This window comes from Pseudomonas sp. 2995-1, from assembly GCF_002742505.1.
GTDB classification, from domain to species: domain Bacteria; phylum Pseudomonadota; class Gammaproteobacteria; order Pseudomonadales; family Pseudomonadaceae; genus Aquipseudomonas; species Aquipseudomonas sivasensis.
The window spans coordinates 254,937-273,799 of sequence record NZ_LJSA01000319.1; the positions used below are offsets into that span (position 1 = coordinate 254,937).

Here is an 18,863-nt window from a genome sequence, read left to right on the forward strand (position 1 = left end):
CTAGCGATCCTGCGAATCCTTGGCGTCCGCCTGGGCGTTGCGTTCGGCCACGCGTTTGCGTTGCTCGTCGGTGAGTTCCACCTTGTTGGCGCTGTCTCGCAGCATCATCAGCCCACCGACGATCGACCCAATCGCGACCACCATAATCAACCACGCATACCACGGCATAAGGCTCTCCTTGAGGCAGATTGCTGTGGGAGAATTTTCCCACGGTAATAACTGCTTTGAGTTACGGGCTTTCTGAGTAGTTCAGTGTAAGCCCGTTCTGCCTCGTAAACCTTAGAGCCCAGTCAACATTGCGTCCGCTGGCGCATCGGCACGGTCTTGTGCGGTCAGTTGGAAGTAGATGAAACCCACCGCCATAAAGCCCAGGAAGATCAACCCGATGAGTGTGTTGAACCACGCCATGGCCACCAGGCACACCACCGCCAGCACCAACGCAATGCCTGGCACGATCGGGTAACCCGGCGCGCGGAAGGTGCGTTCCAGCAGCGGTTCGGTTTTACGCAGTTTGAATAGGCTGAGCATGCTCATGATGTACATGACGATGGCGCCGAAAACCGCCATGGTGATCATCGCTGCAGTCAGAGTCATGCCGCCCAGGTTGATCAGACCGTCGCTGTAGATGGCGGCGATGCCGACCACACCGCCGGCGATGATGGCCCGGTGCGGTGTCTGAAAACGCGACAGTTTGGCGAGGAAAGACGGTAAGTAACCGGCGCGGGCCAGGGCGAAGAACTGGCGCGAGTAGCCCAGGATAATGCCGTGGAAGCTCGCTACCAGGCCAAACAGGCCAATCCACACCAACATGTGCAACCAGCCGGAGCTTTCGCCCACCACGGTTTTCATGGCCTGCGGCAGCGGGTCGTTGATGTTCGACAGGGTGCGCCAGTCACCCACGCCGCCGGCAAAGAACATCACGCCCATGGCCAGGATCACCAAGGTCAGGATGCCGCTGATGTAGGCCTTCGGAATGGTGCGCTTCGGATCCTTCGCTTCTTCAGCCGCCATGGCTGCGCCTTCGATGGCAAGGAAGAACCAGATCGCAAACGGAATTGCGGCAAACATCCCGGCAATCGCTGGGGCGCCAAAGGTATCGGAACCGGCCCATCCATTCAGGGCGAAATTACTGAAGCTGAATGCCGGGGCGACCACGCCCATAAACACCAGCAGCTCTGCGACGGCGAGCACGCACACGACCAGCTCAAAGGTCGCGGCGAGTTTCACGCCAAGGATGTTCAGGCCCATGAACACGATATAGGCACCGACGGCAGCGTGCTTCGGGTCCAGCGCAGGGAACTGCACATTCAGATAAGCGCCGATGGCCAAGGCAATGGCAGGCGGCGCGAAGACAAATTCGATCAGGGTGGCAAGACCGGCGATTAAACCGCCTTTCTCCCCAAATGCACGACGGCTGTAGGCAAACGGTCCGCCAGCATGGGGAATCGCGGTGGTCAGCTCGGTGAAACTGAAGATAAAGCAGGTGTACATTGCGGCGACCATCAACGAGGTCACCAGGAAGCCCAAGGTTCCGGCCACGCCCCAGCCATAGCTCCAGCCGAAGTATTCACCGGAGATCACCAGCCCGACGGCAATGCCCCATAAATGCAGGGTGCCTAGGGTGGGTTTGAGTTGTGTGTTCATGTGTTGCTCCCTGAACGGTTTGGAATGATTCAAGGTGTTGCAGCGGCCATGCCAGCTTGAGAATCATTGTCGTAAAGGCGTGCAACTGTCGTCTGGGGGATGGTTTGGCGTTTGAAATTTGCCGGTGTTGCACCAGATAGGTGCGGCGGTGACGGTGCCGACGCTATCGGGAGCAAGCCCCTCCCACAGGTTGACTGGCGCTCGGCATGACAACTCGGTCAAGTGTGGGAGGGGGCTTGCTCCCGATAGCGCCCGCCCAGACGCTGGAAGCCCGCAGTGTAAAACCCGCATAAAGCCACTCTTTACGCCTTCTTTACGCCCCGCCCGTACCCTCGCACTCGTTCCTTTACGCCACTCCTGCGGACAATTGCCCCACACGCGGCACTCGCCGCTGAACGGAGAGACTTCCATGAGTGTTCTGGACGGAGTGTCACTGCTATTGGCCGTGGCGCTGTTTATTTATCTGCTGGTTGCGCTGTTACGCGCGGATCGGAACTAGGAGCTGGCCATGCACAGTTATGACTATTGGCTGATCATCGCCTTCTTTGCCGTGGTATTGGTGCCGGCACCGTTCCTGGGGCGGTTCTATTACAAGGTGATGGAAGGCCAGCGCACGTGGCTGAGCCCGGTGCTCGGGCCTGTCGAAAAAGCCTGTTATCGCCTGTCGGGTGTCGACGCGCAGCAGGAGCAGAGCTGGCAGAAGTACATGCTGGCGTTGCTCGCATTCAACCTCGCGGGTTTCCTGCTGTTGTTCGCGATCCTGATGTTCCAGGACTATCTCCCGCTCAATCCGCAGAAATTGCCGGGGCAGGAGTGGACGCTGGCCTTCAACACTGCGGTCAGTTTCATGACCAACACCAACTGGCAGTCCTACAGCGGTGAGGCGTCACTGAGCTACCTCAGCCAGATGGCTGGCCTGACGGTGCAGAACTTCGTCAGTGCGGCCACTGGACTGGCAGTTCTGGTCGCTTTGTGCCGTGGGATCGGTCGCAAATCTGCCCAGACATTGGGGAATTTCTGGGTCGATATGACCCGCGCTACCCTCTACGGCCTGTTGCCGTTGTGCCTGGTGCTGGCGTTGTTCCTGGTGTGGCAGGGCGTGCCGCAGACGTTCGCCCATTACGTTGATGCCGTGACGATGCAAGGCGTGGATCAGGTGATCCCCCTGGGCCCGGCGGCCAGCCAGATCGCGATCAAGCAATTGGGCACCAACGGCGGTGGTTTTTTCGGCGTCAACTCGGCGCATCCCTTTGAAGACCCGACTGCCTGGGCCAACCTGTTTGAGGTAGCGTCCATCATCCTGATCCCGGTGGCGTTGGTATTCACCTTCGGCCATTACGTCAAAGACCTGCGCCAAAGCCGCGCCATTCTTGGCTGCATGCTGGCGCTGTTCCTGATCGGCGGCGCGACTTCACTGTGGTCCGAGTATCAGCCCAATCCGACCCTGAACAACCCGGCCGTAGAGCAAACCGCGCCGCTGGAAGGCAAGGAAGCGCGCTTCGGCACCACTGGCACGGTGCTGTGGTCAGTGACCACCACCGCGGCGTCCAACGGTTCGGTCAACGGCATGCAGGACAGCCTCAGCCCCCTCAGCGGGATGGTGGCGCTGGTCAACATGATGGTCGGCGAAGTGATCTTTGGCGGCGTCGGCGCCGGTATGTACGGGATGTTGCTTAACGTGTTGATCGCGGTGTTCCTGGCTGGCCTGATGATCGGCCGTACGCCGGAATACCTGGGCAAGAAACTCCAGGCCAAGGAAGTACAGTTGCTCGTCGTGACCTTGCTGGTGATGCCAGTCGGCGTGCTCGTGCTCGGCGCCATTGCCGCCAGCCTGCCAGGCCCGGCCGGCGCTATCAGTAACCCTGGTCCCCATGGCTTCAGCCAGTTGCTTTATGCCTACACCTCCGCCAGTGCCAACAACGGCTCTGCGTTTGGCGGCTTCAGTGCCAACACGCCGTTCCATAACCTGATGCTCGGCCTGGGCATGCTGATCGGTCGCTTTGGCTACATCCTGCCGGTACTGGCCCTGGCCGGCAGCCTGGCGATGAAAAAGAGCGCACCGATTGGCCAGAACAGCTTCCCCACCCACGGCCCGCTGTTCGTGACTCTGTTGACCGTAACCATCTTGCTGGTGGGCGGCCTGACTTTCCTGCCGACGCTGGCGCTGGGTCCGATCGCTGAACACTTGAGCATGGGCTTCTGAGAAGGGATATGAACATGAATATGCCTGCAAAAAACGCGGCCCCGGTCAAACCCCAGGAGCCTGCCAAAACCGCTATCTCTGCTCTGTGGCGCCCGGCGCTGGTCCAGGCGTTCGTCAAGCTGGACCCGCGCGAACTGAAACGCTCGCCGGTGATGCTGGTGGTCGAACTGACTGCGATCCTCACCACGGTGCTGTGCTTCGTGCCCGACACTTCCGTGCCGACCTTCGTTGCCGTGCAGATCGCCGTGTGGTTGTGGTTCACCGTGCTGTTCGCCAACTTCGCCGAAGCCTTGGCCGAAGGGCGAGGCAAGGCTCGCGCCGACAGCCTCAAGGCAGGCAGTGAAGGTCTGAGTGCTCGGCGCAAGGAAGCCGATGGCAGCTTCAAGGTCGTGCCGGCCACCAGCCTGCGTAAGGGTGATGTGGTGCGGGTTGCTGCAGGGGAAATGATCCCCGGTGACGGCGAGGTGATCGAAGGCATCGCGGCGGTTAACGAAGCGGCGATCACTGGCGAATCCGCCCCGGTGATCCGTGAGTCTGGCGGCGACCGCTCGGCCGTCACCGGCAACACCCGGCTGGTCTCGGACTGGCTGATGATTCGCATCACCGCCAACCCCGGTGAGTCCACCCTGGACCGCATGATTGCCTTGGTAGAAGGTGCCAAGCGCCAGAAGACCCCCAATGAAGTCGCGCTGGATATCCTACTGATCGGCCTGACGCTGATCTTCCTGCTGGTGGTCGTAACGTTGCAGCCGTTCGCCCACTTCGCCAATGGCAGCTTGCCTTTGGTGTTTCTGGTCGCACTGCTTGTGACGCTGATTCCTACGACCATTGGCGGCTTGTTGTCGGCCATCGGCATTGCCGGCATGGACCGCCTGGTGCGCCTCAATGTGATCGCCAAGTCTGGCCGCGCGGTGGAAGCCGCCGGGGACGTACATGTGTTGCTGTTGGACAAGACCGGCACCATCACCTTTGGTAATCGCCGGTGTGCAGCGGTGGTCGCGGCACCCGGGGTCAGCGGCCGCGAGGTGGCCGAAGGCTCGCTGTTCGCGTCCCTGGCGGACGACACGGCGGAAGGCAAATCCATCGTTGAATACCTGCGCGCCTTGCACCCTCAGGCCGAGCCTTCCCAGGACGAGTTGACCGCCGTGCCGTTCAGCGCTGAAACCCGCTTGTCCGGCGTTGACTACCAGGGCCGCGTGTACCGCAAAGGCGCGGTGGATTCGCTGCTGGCATTTATCGGCCAGCAGCGTCAGGACCTTGCACCTGCGCTGTCGCGGGAAATCGACAAGATCGCCCAGAGCGGCGGCACGCCGTTGCTGGTGTGCGCCGATGGCAAGCTGCTTGGTGCGATTCATTTGAAGGACGTGGTCAAGCCCGGCATCCGCGAACGTTTCGCCGAGCTGCGCAAACTGGGCATCCGCACCGTGATGGTCACTGGCGACAACCCGCTGACGGCTGCTGCGATTGCCGCTGAGGCGGGCGTGGATGACGTGCTGGCCGAAGCCACGCCAGAGAAAAAACTCGCACGTATCCGTCATGAGCAGAACGACGGGCGCCTGGTGGCAATGTGCGGCGACGGCGCCAACGACGCCCCGGCACTGGCGCAGGCCGACGTGGGCATGGCGATGAACGACGGCACTCAAGCCGCCCGTGAGGCCGCCAACATGGTCGACCTCGACAGCGACCCTACCAAGCTGCTGGACGTGGTGCAGATCGGCAAGGAATTGCTGGTGACCCGTGGCGCGCTGACCACCTTTTCAATCGCCAACGATGTGGCCAAATACTTTGCGATTCTGCCGGCGCTGTTTGCCTCGATCTATCCGCAACTGGGCGTGCTCAACGTCATGCACTTGCAGAGTCCGCAGAGCGCGATCCTGTCGGCCATTGTGTTTAACGCGTTGATCATCGTGGTGTTGATCCCGTTGGCATTGCGCGGTGTGCGCGTGCAGGCAGCGAGTGCAGCGGCGTTGCTGCGGCGCAACCTGTTGATCTATGGCTTGGGTGGGTTGTTGGTGCCGTTCGTGGGTATCAAGGCCATCGACATGCTGTTGACCGCCCTGCACCTCGTATAAGCCAGACCTTGTAGTGAGCGGGCTTGCCCCGCGCTGGGCTGCGAAGCAGCCCCACTGCGACCAAGGTCGCTGTATCCAACGAATTGAGGAACCTGAAATGTCCAACATCATCCGTCCAGCCCTGAGCCTTTTAGTGCTCATGACCCTGATCACCGGCGTCGCCTACCCATTGGTGGTGACCGGCGTCGCCCAGGTGGCATTCCCCGATCAGGCCAACGGCAGCCTGGTACGCGACGCCGATGGTAAGGTGCGCGGGTCCAGCCTGATCGCCCAGGATTTTACCGGCGACAGCTGGTTTCACCCGCGTCCATCGGCGGGCGCCTTTGCGACGGTGTCCAGCAGCGCCAGTAACCTTGGCCCGAGTAACCCAGCGTTAGCCACCCGCGTATTCGATGACGCAAATAAACAGCTGGTGCCAGGTCAGGGCCCGGTACCTTTGGCCTCGCTGACTACCTCTGGCAGCGGTCTTGATCCACACTTGCCACCCCAGGCGATTGCCTATCAACTGGTGCGGGTAGCGGCGGCGCGGAATGTGCCGGTGTCGACCTTGCAACGGCTGTTGGATGAGCACATCGAAAGCCCATTGGTGGGGCCACCGGTAGTGAATGTACTGGCGCTGAACATGGCGCTGGAAAAACTCTGATCCCACAGTTGATCTTCACTTGCCCGATTACATCATCACCTGAAGGACACTGCCCGCATGAGCGACTCCGGCCGCGCCGATGCCCTGCTAGCCGATCTACCCCGTAATGGTCGTGGCCGGCTCAAAGTCTTCCTCGGTGCCGCACCCGGCGTAGGCAAGACCTACGCCATGCTGCAGGCGGCCCACACCCAACTGCGCCAAGGCGTCAAGTTGGTCGCCGGTGTGGTGGAAACCCACGGCCGCGCCGAGACCGAAGCCTTGCTCGCCGGCCTGCCACAGCAACCGTTGCTGCGCAGCGAATATCGCGGTGTGATGCTCGAAGAAATGGACCTCGACGGCCTGCTCGCCGCCAAGCCCAAGCTGGTGCTGGTGGACGAACTGGCCCACAGCAACGCGCCCGGCAGCCGCCATGAAAAGCGCTGGCAAGATATTCAGGAACTGCTCGCTGCGGGCATCAACGTGTTTACCACGGTCAACGTTCAGCACTTGGAAAGCCTCAACGACCAAGTGCGCGGGATCACCGGCGTGCAGGTGCGTGAAACGCTGCCGGACTGGGTACTGCAAGAAGCCGACGAACTGCTGCTGATCGACCTGCCATCCCGCGAGCTGCTGGAGCGCCTGCGCGACGGCAAAGTCTATGTTCCGGAACAGGCCCGTGCGGCCATCGATGCGTTTTTCACCCAGACCAACCTGATGGCCCTGCGCGAGCTGGCGATGCAGACGGCCGCAGCCCATGTCGACGATGACTTGGCCCAGGGCTATCGCCAGCTCGGCCAGGCCGCGCCGGCGGTGCGCGGCCGCTTGTTGGTGGGTGTGGATGGCGACGCGCAGGCCGAACGCCTGGTGCGGCATGCCAGTCGTGTGGCGCAGCGTCGACATTTGCCGTGGAGCCTGGTGCATATCGATAACGGCCGGGCACGGGATGAGCAGTCGCGTCTGCGCCTGCAAAACGCCCAGCAATTGGCCGAACGTCTCGGCGGGGAAGTCGTGTTGCTACGGGCGGGGGAGGTGGCCAAAACCTTGATCCAGCACGCCGCCGAACGCCGCGCCAGCCTGGTGCTGGTGGGACAGTCACGGATGCGCTGGCGCCGTCGTTTATTCGGTGGAGGCCTGGCGGCGCGTCTGTTGCGCAATGCGCGCGGCTTGGAAATCAACGTGCTCGACAGTGACGATACTCCCGCGCCGCCTCGCTTGCCGCAGGTCCGCGGGCTGGTGTGGTTCGACTACTTTTTGGCGGTGGTGGCGACGGTGATTGCTGCCGGCGTGGCCTGGGCGGTGTCCAGTGTGTTGCCGTTACCGAATATCTCGCTGGTGTTTCTTGCTGCCGTATTGCTGGTCGCGGTGCGCAGTAGCCTGGGGCCGTCCCTGGTCTGCGCGGCTTTATCATTTCTGACCTACGACTTCCTGTTTATTCCGCCGAATTTTTCCTTCTCCATCCAGCGTGAAGAAGATGTGCTGACCCTGCTGTTCTTCCTGCTGATGGCAGCGCTCACCGGCAACCTCGCGGCGCGTCAGCGTCGACAATTGCAGGCGTTGCGCGATACCCAGGAGGAAACCAGCGAGCTGCTTGACCTGTCACGCAAACTCACCGCCGCCACCGATCGCCAGGCCGTGGTCAGCGCGGCGGCCCATCACCTTGAAGGTTGGAACGACCTGGACCTGTGCCTCGTCAATCGCGATGGACAGGGTGGTTGGAAGATCGAAACCGGCGGCCCGCTGACTTTCAGCGAAGCCGAACGCGCCGCCGCCGACTGGGCCTGGCAACATGACCAACCCGCGGGCATGGGCACCGGCACCTTGCCGTTTGGGCGCTGGTGGTGGTGGCCGTTGTCGGGCGAGGAAGGTCCGCTGGGCTTGCTCGGTGTCAGTGCCAAACCGGGCCAGGCGTTGAGCGGTCAGCGCCGCCGCTTGCTTACTGCTCTGAGTCAACCTCTGGCCCAGGCCCTGGCCCGTGCGCAGTTGGCGCAGGAGCTAGAATCCGCACGCCTGCACGGCGAAACCGAGCAACTGCGCAGTGCCTTGCTTGCGTCGGTGTCTCACGATTTGCGTACGCCGCTGACGTCCATGCGCGGCAGTATCGACAGCCTGCTGGCGTTGGGTGAAGCCATTCCCCTGGAGGACCGTCGCGAATTACTGGAAGGCACGCGTGATGAGGCCGAGCGCCTCGATCGCTATATCCAGAACCTGTTGGACATGACTCGCTTGGGCCATGGCGCTCTCAAGCTGGCGCGTGATTGGGTGTCGCCGGGGGATATCGTCGGCAGCGCCCTTGGCCGTTTGCGTGCGGTACTGGCGCCATTGCAGGTGAGCACCGAGGTGCCGCCTGAGCTGCCGTTACTGTATGTGCATGCGGCGCTGATCGAACAGGCGCTGGTCAATGTACTGGAGAACGCCGCACGCTTTTCACCCCCTCAGGGACGTTTGCAGTTGAGTGCCGGCGTGTCGGATAAGCAACTGTTTTTCGCGGTAGCCGATGAGGGGCCGGGCATCCCCGAGGATGAGCGCGCGAAGATTTTCGATATGTTCTACACCGCTGCGCGCGGTGATCGGGGCGGGCAGGGCACCGGCCTGGGTTTGGCGATCTGCCAGGGGATGGTTGGGGCGCACGGTGGGCATATCAGCGTGGCCGATGGCATTGAAGGGCGAGGCACCTGCATCACCTTGTTCCTTCCATTGCCTGCACAGCCTGGCCTGGAGCCTGAGTCGTGAGCTACCCTCTTTTCTCCACGGATTTTGATGGGACACCATGAGCCAGACCGCGACGATTTTGGTCATTGATGACGAACCGCAGATCCGCAAGTTCCTGCGCATCAGCCTGGCCTCCCAGGGTTACAAAGTGATCGAGGCGGGCACCGGAAACGAAGGCTTGGCCCAGGCGGCCTTGAGCAAGCCGGACTTGCTGGTGCTCGACCTAGGCTTGCCGGACATGGACGGCCAGCAAGTGCTGCGTGAGTTTCGCGAGTGGTCGACGGTGCCGGTATTGGTGCTGTCGGTGCGCGCCAGCGAAGGGCAAAAGGTCCAAGCCCTCGACGGCGGCGCCAATGACTATGTGACCAAGCCTTTTGGAATCCAGGAGTTTCTCGCCAGGGTTCGCGCGCTCCTGCGCCAGGCGCCCGCAGGTGAGGCGCAGGAAGCGGCGTTGAGTTTCGGCCCGCTGACGGTCGATCTGGCCTATCGCCGTGTGCTGCTGGACGGTGTCGAAGTGGCGCTGACTCGCAAGGAATATGCCGTGTTGGCGCAGTTGGCGCGGCACTCGGGACGGGTGATCACCCAGCAGCAACTGCTCAAGGATATCTGGGGGCCGACCCATACCGAGGACAGTCACTACCTGAGGATTGTGGTGGGCCATCTGCGCCAAAAACTGGCGGATGATCCGACTCAGCCACGCTTTATCGTGACCGAGGCGGGGGTCGGGTATCGGTTGTTAGGCGGTTAGAGTCTGGCGCCTGTCGAAGCACTCAGGGCTGTTCACTTTCATAGCGGTCCAACGTATCGCTGGCAATTTCGCGCCCCAAAGCGATCAACTCCGGCGCCTTGTAGAACTCGAAAAACCGGCACACCCGCTTCGGCACGTTGATCAATACATCCGGCGGATAGCCCGCAATTTTGTACTGAGCCAATGACGTCTGCATCACCTCAAAACTCTGGTTGATCAGGTCCAGCAACGACGCTGGCCCCACGTTATCAATGATGAACGAACCGGTCGCCGACTTCGGCGCCCCGGGTTTTTCCGGCGCAGCGGCGGGTTGTTGGGACTCGGGCTCAGCCGAATCCAGCCAAGGGTTGATCTCGGCCGCCTGGGCCTGCAACGCTTCCTGCTCCAGCTTCATCAACTGCTCGGCTTGCTTACGACGAAACGGCAGATGCGAGCCGAGTGATTTCGCCAAGCTGTTGAAGCGGCTCTTGAACGCCGGCGGACGTTGGATCACCGGCAATTGGTAGTGTTTCTGGTTGGTGGCGTTGAGGTTGACTGCGATGATCAAGTCGCAATGGCTCGACACCACCGGCACGATAGGCAGTGGGTTAAGCAGGCCGCCGTCCACCAGCATGCGGTTACCTTGCATCACTGGGGTGAACAGGCTGGGAATTGCGGCCGAAGCGCGCATGGCCTGGTGCAGGCAGCCCTCTTGGAACCAGATTTCCTGCTGGTTGGTGAGGTCGGTGGCCACGGCCGTGTAGGGAATGCGCAGCTCCTCGATATTGATCTCGCCGACGATCTTGCGGATCTGTCCGAAGACCTTCTCGCCACGAATCGCTCCCAGGCGAAAACTCACGTCCACTAGACGCAGCACGTCGAGGTAATCAAGGCTTTCAATCCAGTTTCGATACTCGTCCAGCTTGCCCGCGGCGTAGATCCCACCCACCACCGCGCCCATGGAACAGCCAGCGATACAGGCAATGTCATAGCCGCGCCGTTCAATTTCTTCGATCACTCCGATATGGGCGTAGCCCCGGGCTCCACCGGAGCCCAGCACCAAGGCAACACGTTTCTTCATGGTCCATATCCTTTGATCGGCAGGTCCCCACAATGCACCCATTGAGGGGGCCGCTTCAATCTTCGCTGAACTGCGTAATATTTTTCCAGAATAGCGAGTAGGCTCGGGTATGCTCTGGCAATAGGTACTATCGATTTCAGGCTAAGGACAAGGCACTTTTTGTTGTAGGCAACGTCTACAACCGTACGACTGTTTTTCTTTATTTTGAGGTGTCATTGATGAAAGCCTGGATGTGTGTGCCTGTGATTCTGTTGGCCCTGGCCGGTTGTGCCGGGAAAACCGCTTACCGCGACAGTTGCGGCGCGCAATTGGACGCTGCCTGGAAAGAACTGGACCTGGCCAAGGCCGAAGGTTTCGCCGGTACCGTCAGCTATTCCAAGGCGTTGTCCCTCTTGACCGGTGCGAAGACACAGCAACAGTTTGAAGCGTTTGAAGGCTGCTCCAACAAGGCTGAGAAGGCACGGTTCTATATTCGTGAGTCGCGCGCCGGGCGTTGAGCCATGGGCAGCAAGTAGGATTTTTCATCAAAAGGCGGGGGCAGGATGTCAGCGTTGGTTGATCAGTTAGTCGCTCAGGTCATTGGCCTGGAAGTAGGGTTGCTGAGCTGCCAGGCTCGCCTCGCCGCCGTCACCGACGATGAAGCGCTGCATGACTTGCGCACCACCGTGCGGCGCCTGCGCAGCCTGTTGCGACCCTTGCGTCGGTTGCCAGGCGTCGAACAGCTCGAATTGGCTGCCAGCACCGTTGGCCGATTGACCACACCCCTGCGTGATCGTGAAGTGCTGGCTGCTTATCTGCATCTGCATGGTCATCACGAAGCGGCAGATCGGCGTCTGCGCCTACAGCCCGACGCGTATCGCCAGGTAGCGCAAAGTCCTGAGTTGGCGCACTTGCTGCAGATTCTGGATGCCTTCCCACGCTTTATTCGCGCCTCCCAACATCAGAAATTGCTCAAAGGCCTGCGCTCGCGCATCGAGAAGCGTCTGGCCAAGCAATGGAAAACCCTCGGTGAAGCCCTCAAGGATCCCGGCCATGATCGCCACCGTCTGCGTTTGTTGATCAAGCGCGTGCGTTATGCGGCCGAGGCGTATCCGGAACTGGACAAACTGCCCGCTAATGCCATGTCGCGCCTGAAGAAAGCCCAAGGTGCCCTGGGCGATTGGCATGACTGCTGGCAGTGGCTGGCCCAGGCTGAACATCAAGCGGATCTGCAACCGTGTGTGGCGATATGGCACAAAACCATGGCTAAAGCCGAGGGTCAGGCGGATCGGGTGCTGGACAAGCTCAGCGCGGATTGTTTCTGAATCGGTCCGGTTTTTGGCCGGAATAGGCGCTGTACCTCACCTGCACGATGGTTAAGATCCCTCATCTGTTTCCTTTGACCTGAGGTCGCCATGCGCTTTAGTGATTTGCTCGACGCTGCCCGTTGCCACCCGCTGGATGTCACCATCCCCGCCGAATGGGCCCAAGGTCGCGCGACGTTTGGCGGGCTGGTCGCCGCTTTGCAATACGAAGCACTGCGTGCCCAAGTGCCTGCGGATCGACCATTGCGGTCGTTGGCAATAACCTTCGTGGGGCCGGTGGCGCCCGATGTGCCCGCCAGTTATCAAGTCGAAGTGTTGCGCGAAGGCAAGGCAGTCAGTCAGTTGCTAGGCCGCGTCGTTCAGAACGGTGAAGTGGCGACCCTGGTGCAAGCCAGTTTTGGCGCATCCCGTGAGTCAGAGATAGATGTGGCAAGCGACACGGCGCCGGTGTTCAAACACTGGGACGAGTGCCAGGAGTTGCCCTATATCAAGGGCGTGACGCCTGAATTTATGCGTCACTTGGCAATGCGCTGGAGCGTTGGCGGCCTGCCATTCACCGGTAATAAGTCCCGCGAAATGGGGGGCTGGGTTCGCTTGCGTGGGGATGTGAAAGAAGAGCCGTTGACCGAGGCGCATATCCTCGCCCTGGTCGACGCCTGGCCGCCGGCATTGCTGCCGCACCTGAAGAAACCGGCACCGGGCAGCACCCTGACCTGGACCATCGAATTCATCCAACCGTTGCAGGATCTGACCACCCTCGATTGGTGCCAGTACTGCGTCAATATCGAACACGCCCGCGACGGCTACGGCCATGCTGCCGCTGCGCTGTGGAGCCCTACTGGCGGATTGATTGCTATCAGCCGCCAGACTGTTGTGGTATTCGCTTAAGCATCAGTGCAGATGGCGCTGGCGCCAGGCGCGCCACCCGCCACTGCTTGACACAACGCGCGCAGAGGTCACGAACTGCTCAATCACCAGGCGCTCACCGCATGTTTGCGGTCACTGAACGGCTGACTCGCCTGGGCTTCCAGGCTGTGACCATGACGCTGCAATGCCAGGCCGGCCAGAATGCCGACTACGCCAACGGCGAAACTGGCCAGGCTCAGACTAAAGGCCCCAGAAACGATCAACAGAAAGCCAACGATAAACAGCGGCACGGCGATCAGGTTCAAGGCCAGGTTCGTTGGGTGCTGGTGCTTCTGCGGGTAGCTATGCCATTGCCAGGCGGGGAGATTGGGATGACGTTTGCCCATGATGGTGATTCCTCTGTCCGTTGAAACAACATGGAGAGAGTTTAGGTGGGGGCGGGCGCGTGGGCGAATTGGGGCTCGCTATGGGGCTCATAGCCAGTCCTACAGTTTCAATTGCCCAATCGCCTTGCTCAACTCCCCTGCCAACGTCGCCAGTTCATTGCTGGTCGTTGCCGAATCCACGGTTTGTTGCACGGTGTTCTCGGTCACATCGCGGATACTGACCACTGCGCGGTTCATCTCTTCGGCCACATGGCTTTGCTGTTCGGCGGCAACGGCGATTTGAGTGTTGCTTTCACGCATCTGCGCCACGGCACCGGTGATTTCGGCGAGTGCGGCACCGGCTTCCTGGGCTTGTTGCACGCAGTCGTCGGCCTTGAACGAGCTTTCCTGCATAAAGTCCACCGCGTCGCGGGTACCGGCTTGCAGCGCTGAAACCATACGGGTGATCTCGTCGGTGGAGCTTTGCACGCGCTTGGCCAGATTGCGCACTTCGTCGGCGACCACTGCGAAGCCACGGCCCATTTCTCCAGCGCGTGCGGCTTCAATGGCGGCGTTGAGGGCGAGCAGGTTGGTCTGTTCGGCGATGCTGTGAATCACGCTGACCACACCGTTGATTTTCTGGCTGTCTTCAGCAAGCTTCTGGATCATTACGGCAGTTTGTTGCACGCCGCTGGAGAGTCCGGCAATCGAGTGTCTTACCCGAGTCACCACTTCCTGGCCGCTACCGGCGAGGGTGTCGGCGGATTGGGACAAATCTCGCGTGGCGCCAGCATGTTGGGCGATGTGGTAGACGGTGGCGGTCATCTCGTTGATGGCCGTGGCGGCCTGGTCGGTTTCGCTTTGCTGGCCGAGCATGCCGTGCTGCACCTCATTCATGCTGCTGGCCAGACGTGCAGCGCCTTCGTCCAGTTGCCGAGCGGTGCGCGCCACGGTGCTGACCACGCGCTGGTAGCCAGCCTGCATGGCATTGAACGCGCTGGCCATCTGGCCGACTTCATCCTTGCAGGCCAGGGGAACGCGAGCCGACAGGTCGCCGGTTTTCTCCACGTGCAGCATCACATCCTTGAGCGTGTTGAGCTGACTGAGCAGGAAGCGGATCAGCAGTTGCGAAGCACCAAGCATCACAAGCATCAGGATTGCGACAGCCACAGCGTAATTAGCGAAGCGGTCACTGAAGACCTGGCTCAAGCTTGGCGCGTAGGCAAGTACGCCAATGTATTGCCCATCCGGGCGGGCAATGACTTCAGCGCCTATCAATGGATTTTCACCAAACAGCGGCATGTGATTGAGTTCGACCCAGCCGGTGGTGGTGCTCAGGGCTGACAGATCCAAATCGCCCAACTGTGGGACTTGGCCTCGGGCAAACGTCAGCCAATGCGCGTCCTTGGGGAGCGGCTGGTTGGTTGGCCAGGCCCCCAGCAATCGGCCCTGGGCCTGCGCCGAAACCTGGGAGGCTGTGCTGCGCGCTTGTTGTTCGAGCTGCACGGCGTACAGCACCAGCAGCAGGGTGGTGATGAAGGCGACCGCGTTGACGGCCCAGAATTTGTACTTCAGCGAGATATTGCTAAGCCAGGCACCCATGTAAGGTTTTCTCTGATAGCGGAAACAGCATTGGCAAGGTGCCATTATTGTGCCGCTACTCAGAAAACCGGTTTTGACATGGGTCAATGCGCCGCATCAATCCAAGGTCGGCAACCCAAAAAAAGCGCGTGAACAGGCAGTGCTGTGGTCGGCCAAGTCTTGCGCGCTTTCGTTGCGGTGCAGGGCGACTTCGCGCAGTACTTCCGTCAGATAAGCCGGTTCGTTACGACCGTTTTTCGGCTTGGGACGCAGGGTGCGCGGCAGCAGGTAAGGCGCATCGCTTTCCAGCATCAGGCGGCCCCGGGGAATTTCTTTGACGAGTGGGTGCAGGTGCGTCCCACGGCGCTCGTCGCATATCCAGCCGGTGATGCCAATGTGCAAATCGAGGTCGAGGTAGCTGAACAGCGCCGCCTGTTCGCCGGTGAAGCAATGCACTACGGCGGCGGTGAGGTGGTCGCGGTAGTCCTTGAGGATCTCCAGCAGGCGTTGGTTAGCGTCACGCTCATGGAGAAATACCGGGAGCTTTAGCTCGACGGCCAGGGCCAGGTGTTCTTCCAGGACTTTTTCCTGTTGCGGGCGCGGTGAGAAATCCCGGTTGAAATCCAGGCCGCATTCGCCCACGGCACGTACGCGGCTTTCGCTGAGTAAACCGCGCAAACGCTGGGCGCTGTCGCCGTTCCAGTCGCTGGCGGAGTGGGGGTGGATGCCTGCGGTGCTGAACAGGCGTTGGCCGCTTTCGTCGAGGTTGACGCACAGTTCCAGAGCCTGTTCGCTGCCGTCGACGCTGGTGCCGGTGAGTACCAATTGCTGCACGCCGGCGGCGTAGGCGCGGTCGAGAACGGCCTGGTGCTTGTCGTCGAAACTGGGGTTGGTCAGGTTGACGCCGATATCAATGAGTTGCATGGTGCTATCTCCGCCTGCGGCCGGAAAGCATATCAGAGCTGTAGATTTATAAGAAAAACGAAGAACTACAATGAGTTATAGCTGTCTTTGAACGTCGCAAGTGACATCGTGTTTGGCTGAACGTCCTGCACTGTGCCACCGTTGCACGCAAAGCCTGCGCATAAAGCGCTCTGTTTCTGACCTCCACCGCGTCGTTTTTCGCGAGCGCGTTGGCCAGTATTCTTTCCGGAGAGCGGATGATCCGACCCTCGGCGTTGCTTATGTTGTGCCTGGCGTTACTGTTGCCTTTGGCGGCGGTTGCGCGTCTGGACGGGCCGCTGGAAGTGACCAAGCCTGGCAAGGTCCGTGACTTGGCGGAGATTCGTTCAAGTCGCACCCTTCGGGTATTGGTCAACCAAAGTCGCAACAGTTCCGGCGAAGTGCAGGGCCAGGCCATCGGTGTTGAATACCACCGCCTACGCGCCTTCGAGCAATACCTCAACGGTCACGCCCGTGATGGCCAGGAAATAAACCTCAAGATAATCCCCAAGGCCAAGGATCAATTGCTCGGCGCGCTGGCCCGTGGTGAAGGCGATCTGGTTGCTCCTGGCGAGTTGCTTGATGTGAAGGCTGCTCACAAGATCAGCACCAGTAGCCCGATTGCCAGCGCTGTACCGTTGTGGCTGGTGGGGGTGAAGGGCGAGCGGCGTTTTACCAAGTTGGAGCAACTGTCAGGACGAACGCTGGCGCTGACCACTGGCAGTGCGGCAGCGGATGCCATCAGCCAGGTCAATCAGAAGCTGGCCCTGCACAAGCAGCCACCGGTGAAGGTGGAATGGGTGGACCCGACCCTGGCAGTGGAGGACGTTCTGGAAATGGTGCAGGCGGGGATTTTCCATCTCACCATTGTCGAGAAACCGATTGCCGAACGCTGGTCTAAGATCCTGCCCAAGTTGCGCTTCGACAAACAAGTCGTCATCAGCGAACCCGGCGACGAATACTGGTTTGTTCGCCAGGACGCTTCGATGCTGCGTGCAAGTATTGATCGATTTCTCAAGACCTATCGCACGCCTTCCGACCAGGACGTGGCGTTTCAACGTATTTATCGACGCCTCTACCAGGTGCGCAACCCACTGGCCCGCGCCGACCGCCAGCGCCTGGAAAAGCTGCGGCCAGTGCTGCAAAAACATGCCCGCGAGCAGGGCATGGACTGGCTTAACCTTGCAGCGCTGGCTTTCAAGGAATCCGCCTTCGATCCTGGCGCGCGCAACAGCGGTGGTCCTACCGGCTTGATGCAGATCACACCCTCAGCGGCCCAGCGGGTGGGCGTCAACAATATCGAAAGTCTCGACAGTAATGTGCAGGCGGGCGCGCGTTATCTGGCGTTGATCCGTCGCAAGTTCTTCGCCAGCCCCAAGCTCAACGAGCGTGAACGCATGGCTTTTGTACTCGCGGCCTACAACATGGGCCCGGAGCGCGTGCAGGGTATGCGCACCGAGGCCAGGCGCCGCGGATTGAACCCCAACCAATGGTTCTTCCAGGTGGAGCGCATTGCCATGGAACAGGTGGGAATGGGCGGCGTCAGCTATGTTAATAGCGTCAACAAGTACTTCTTGGCGTTCGATCGGGAGCGTGAGTCCCTGGAGCCGCCAGCACCGAAAATTGCCTCACGGAAGTAATCGATTTTATCGATATTAATCAGGCATTTTTTCGGCTTTTATCATTGATTAAACTGATTAATATAGCGGCCAACCAACCCCTACTTCGAAAAGGATTTACTCCATGAGCCCAATGATCAAAAGCCTACTGTCCACTCGTGCCGGCTACGGTCTGACCATCCTGCGCATTGTTGTTGGCATCATCTTCGCCGCCCACGGTTCGCAAAAACTCTTCGGTTGGTTTGGCGGCTACGGCTTGGCGGGCACTGCCCAATGGATGGAAAGCATCGGCCTGGCGCCGGGTACCCTGATGGCGCTGCTGTCGGGCGGAACCGAGTTTTTCGCCGGCCTGGCCCTGATCATCGGTCTGCTGGTACGCCCTGCTGCGTTGGGCCTGACCATTCTGTCGGTGGTGGCGATCTTCTCGGTGCATATCCATAACGGTCTGTTCATGGCCAACAACGGTTACGAGTTCGCATTAGCCTTGTTGGGCGGGTCCGTGGCAGTGCTGCTGGAAGGTGCCGGCAAACTGTCTGCCGACCGTGCGATAGCCAACTGACCCCTCTACAACACCTGAAGAGGCCCGCCATGTGCGGGCCTTTTCATTGCTCGGGATTCTTGACATCGTCCATCCGGCTTCTCTAGGATGCTGCCCATGCGCCGATTTAAACAGCTAATTGCGGGGCGCCACTGGGACTCGATGCAGCCCGACAGAAGCCTGTTCTCCCCTGAGGAAACAGCTTCGAAATACCGCTAAAGCGCTGGTTCGGTGTTGCCTCTCACCTGCCCGCAGACTTTTGAGGCAGAGACACGACACTATGAATGCACTACGCCCCCTGATACGCCTGGCTCCGATCACTGCGGACCTTACTCAACGCAATCCGAAAATCCTCTTGGGCGGTAAGCACCAGCCCACGCTGTTGCGTTACCTGGACGGCTGGCCACGTCGCACCGGGCGGCCTTCGGCTTTCCTGATCCAGTTTGTCGAAGATGGCGGTTCCCTGGCCCGTTTTGCGAGTAATAGCTTCGACCTGGCAGTTATCCAGGCGCCCAGTGCCAGCGACGCGGCTGAAGTGATTCGTCAACTCACACGTATTGCCCGGCAGGGGCTGATTGCCAGGCGTTGA

The 18,863-nt window shown here is 60.5% G+C and carries 17 protein-coding genes and 1 pseudogene; 12 read left to right on the forward strand and 6 right to left on the reverse strand.

Annotated elements, in window-relative coordinates; translation table 11 throughout:
* Positions 1 to 168 carry a DUF2897 family protein gene (locus tag AOA61_RS07325; RefSeq protein ID WP_081797766.1) on the reverse strand — a complete coding sequence of 56 codons (168 nt, stop codon included), beginning with the start codon at positions 166 to 168 and terminating at the stop codon, positions 1 to 3.
* Between the two features lie 111 nt (positions 169 to 279).
* Entirely contained in the window at positions 280 to 1,644 is a 1,365-nt protein-coding gene (gene eat, locus AOA61_RS07330) for an ethanolamine permease (RefSeq protein WP_095184207.1), read from the reverse strand.
* Positions 1,645 to 2,053: 409 nt separating this feature from the next.
* Here eat and kdpF point away from each other — a divergent pair, with 409 nt between their 5' ends.
* From kdpF to AOA61_RS07360, 6 genes are all read left to right on the forward strand, one after another.
* On the forward strand, positions 2,054 to 2,143 hold the full coding sequence (gene kdpF, locus AOA61_RS07335; RefSeq protein WP_003218754.1) for a K(+)-transporting ATPase subunit F: 90 nt from the start codon (positions 2,054 to 2,056) through the stop codon (positions 2,141 to 2,143).
* A 9-nt stretch (positions 2,144 to 2,152) separates the two neighbouring features.
* Entirely contained in the window at positions 2,153 to 3,847 is a 1,695-nt protein-coding gene (gene kdpA / locus AOA61_RS07340) for a potassium-transporting ATPase subunit KdpA (RefSeq protein ID WP_032888953.1), read from the forward strand.
* Positions 3,848 to 3,861: 14 nt separating this feature from the next.
* The gene (gene kdpB / locus AOA61_RS07345; RefSeq protein ID WP_178075187.1) at positions 3,862 to 5,919 is read left to right on the forward strand and encodes a potassium-transporting ATPase subunit KdpB; all 2,058 of its coding nucleotides are present in this window, start codon (positions 3,862 to 3,864) and stop codon (positions 5,917 to 5,919) included.
* A 97-nt stretch (positions 5,920 to 6,016) separates the two neighbouring features.
* Positions 6,017 to 6,562, forward strand: a complete 546-nt coding sequence (gene kdpC / locus AOA61_RS07350) for a potassium-transporting ATPase subunit KdpC (RefSeq protein ID WP_095184208.1) — start codon at positions 6,017 to 6,019, stop codon at positions 6,560 to 6,562.
* A gap of 57 nt (positions 6,563 to 6,619) precedes the next feature.
* Positions 6,620 to 9,271: a sensor histidine kinase KdpD gene (locus AOA61_RS07355; protein WP_099601449.1), complete on the forward strand. Its 2,652-nt coding sequence runs from the start codon at positions 6,620 to 6,622 to the stop codon at positions 9,269 to 9,271.
* 37 nt (positions 9,272 to 9,308) lie between these two features.
* Complete coding sequence (locus AOA61_RS07360) at positions 9,309 to 9,998, forward strand: response regulator (protein WP_032888961.1); 690 nt, start codon at positions 9,309 to 9,311, stop codon at positions 9,996 to 9,998.
* 22 nt (positions 9,999 to 10,020) lie between these two features.
* On the opposite strand, the gene AOA61_RS07365 is transcribed toward AOA61_RS07360, so the two are convergent.
* A complete protein-coding gene (locus AOA61_RS07365) occupies positions 10,021 to 11,058 on the reverse strand; it encodes a patatin-like phospholipase family protein (protein ID WP_032888962.1) in 1,038 nt (345 codons plus the stop codon).
* Positions 11,059 to 11,276: 218 nt separating this feature from the next.
* Here AOA61_RS07365 and AOA61_RS07370 point away from each other — a divergent pair, with 218 nt between their 5' ends.
* The 3 genes from AOA61_RS07370 (at position 11,277) to AOA61_RS07380 (ending at position 13,250) form a co-directional block, all read left to right on the forward strand.
* Positions 11,277 to 11,555, forward strand: a complete 279-nt coding sequence (locus tag AOA61_RS07370; protein ID WP_032888964.1) for a hypothetical protein — start codon at positions 11,277 to 11,279, stop codon at positions 11,553 to 11,555.
* 45 nt (positions 11,556 to 11,600) lie between these two features.
* Entirely contained in the window at positions 11,601 to 12,362 is a 762-nt protein-coding gene (locus AOA61_RS07375) for a CHAD domain-containing protein (protein WP_099601450.1), read from the forward strand.
* Positions 12,363 to 12,452: 90 nt separating this feature from the next.
* Positions 12,453 to 13,250 (forward strand): acyl-CoA thioesterase II, encoded by a 798-nt coding sequence (locus tag AOA61_RS07380; protein ID WP_099601451.1) that lies wholly within the window; start codon positions 12,453 to 12,455, stop codon positions 13,248 to 13,250.
* Between the two features lie 3 nt (positions 13,251 to 13,253).
* Here AOA61_RS07380 and AOA61_RS07385 read toward each other — a convergent pair.
* The 3 genes and pseudogenes from AOA61_RS07385 to AOA61_RS07395 form a co-directional block, all read right to left on the reverse strand.
* Positions 13,254 to 13,615, reverse strand: a pseudogene (locus AOA61_RS07385) (terminase).
* Positions 13,616 to 13,714: 99 nt separating this feature from the next.
* Positions 13,715 to 15,196: a methyl-accepting chemotaxis protein gene (locus AOA61_RS07390; protein WP_099601452.1), complete on the reverse strand. Its 1,482-nt coding sequence runs from the start codon at positions 15,194 to 15,196 to the stop codon at positions 13,715 to 13,717.
* A 96-nt stretch (positions 15,197 to 15,292) separates the two neighbouring features.
* The gene (locus AOA61_RS07395) at positions 15,293 to 16,099 is read right to left on the reverse strand and encodes a TatD family hydrolase (protein ID WP_032888971.1); all 807 of its coding nucleotides are present in this window, start codon (positions 16,097 to 16,099) and stop codon (positions 15,293 to 15,295) included.
* 236 nt (positions 16,100 to 16,335) lie between these two features.
* Here AOA61_RS07395 and AOA61_RS07400 point away from each other — a divergent pair, with 236 nt between their 5' ends.
* The 3 genes from AOA61_RS07400 to AOA61_RS07410 all read left to right on the forward strand — a co-directional run bounded on the left by AOA61_RS07400 (position 16,336) and on the right by AOA61_RS07410 (position 18,863).
* Complete coding sequence (locus tag AOA61_RS07400; protein WP_032888973.1) at positions 16,336 to 17,757, forward strand: transglycosylase SLT domain-containing protein; 1,422 nt, start codon at positions 16,336 to 16,338, stop codon at positions 17,755 to 17,757.
* Positions 17,758 to 17,860: 103 nt separating this feature from the next.
* Positions 17,861 to 18,295 (forward strand): DoxX family protein, encoded by a 435-nt coding sequence (locus AOA61_RS07405; RefSeq protein ID WP_032888975.1) that lies wholly within the window; start codon positions 17,861 to 17,863, stop codon positions 18,293 to 18,295.
* A 259-nt stretch (positions 18,296 to 18,554) separates the two neighbouring features.
* Positions 18,555 to 18,863 (forward strand): hypothetical protein, encoded by a 309-nt coding sequence (locus tag AOA61_RS07410; protein WP_032888977.1) that lies wholly within the window; start codon positions 18,555 to 18,557, stop codon positions 18,861 to 18,863.

What these genes read in the sequence shown, in the direction of transcription:
- AOA61_RS07325 (WP_081797766.1), bottom strand. Translation starts at nt 168, where the DNA reads ATGCCGTGGTATGCGTGGTTGATTATGGTGGTCGCGATTGGGTCGATC.
- eat (WP_095184207.1), bottom strand. Translation starts at nt 1,644, where the DNA reads ATGAACACACAACTCAAACCCACCCTAGGCACCCTGCATTTATGGGGC.
- kdpF (WP_003218754.1), top strand. Translation starts at nt 2,054, where the DNA reads ATGAGTGTTCTGGACGGAGTGTCACTGCTATTGGCCGTGGCGCTGTTT.
- kdpA (WP_032888953.1), top strand. Translation starts at nt 2,153, where the DNA reads ATGCACAGTTATGACTATTGGCTGATCATCGCCTTCTTTGCCGTGGTA.
- kdpB (WP_178075187.1), top strand. Translation starts at nt 3,862, where the DNA reads ATGAATATGCCTGCAAAAAACGCGGCCCCGGTCAAACCCCAGGAGCCT.
- kdpC (WP_095184208.1), top strand. Translation starts at nt 6,017, where the DNA reads ATGTCCAACATCATCCGTCCAGCCCTGAGCCTTTTAGTGCTCATGACC.
- AOA61_RS07355 (WP_099601449.1), top strand. Translation starts at nt 6,620, where the DNA reads ATGAGCGACTCCGGCCGCGCCGATGCCCTGCTAGCCGATCTACCCCGT.
- AOA61_RS07360 (WP_032888961.1), top strand. Translation starts at nt 9,309, where the DNA reads ATGAGCCAGACCGCGACGATTTTGGTCATTGATGACGAACCGCAGATC.
- AOA61_RS07365 (WP_032888962.1), bottom strand. Translation starts at nt 11,058, where the DNA reads ATGAAGAAACGTGTTGCCTTGGTGCTGGGCTCCGGTGGAGCCCGGGGC.
- AOA61_RS07370 (WP_032888964.1), top strand. Translation starts at nt 11,277, where the DNA reads ATGAAAGCCTGGATGTGTGTGCCTGTGATTCTGTTGGCCCTGGCCGGT.
- AOA61_RS07375 (WP_099601450.1), top strand. Translation starts at nt 11,601, where the DNA reads ATGTCAGCGTTGGTTGATCAGTTAGTCGCTCAGGTCATTGGCCTGGAA.
- AOA61_RS07380 (WP_099601451.1), top strand. Translation starts at nt 12,453, where the DNA reads ATGCGCTTTAGTGATTTGCTCGACGCTGCCCGTTGCCACCCGCTGGAT.
- AOA61_RS07390 (WP_099601452.1), bottom strand. Translation starts at nt 15,196, where the DNA reads ATGGGTGCCTGGCTTAGCAATATCTCGCTGAAGTACAAATTCTGGGCC.
- AOA61_RS07395 (WP_032888971.1), bottom strand. Translation starts at nt 16,099, where the DNA reads ATGCAACTCATTGATATCGGCGTCAACCTGACCAACCCCAGTTTCGAC.
- AOA61_RS07400 (WP_032888973.1), top strand. Translation starts at nt 16,336, where the DNA reads ATGATCCGACCCTCGGCGTTGCTTATGTTGTGCCTGGCGTTACTGTTG.
- AOA61_RS07405 (WP_032888975.1), top strand. Translation starts at nt 17,861, where the DNA reads ATGAGCCCAATGATCAAAAGCCTACTGTCCACTCGTGCCGGCTACGGT.
- AOA61_RS07410 (WP_032888977.1), top strand. Translation starts at nt 18,555, where the DNA reads ATGAATGCACTACGCCCCCTGATACGCCTGGCTCCGATCACTGCGGAC.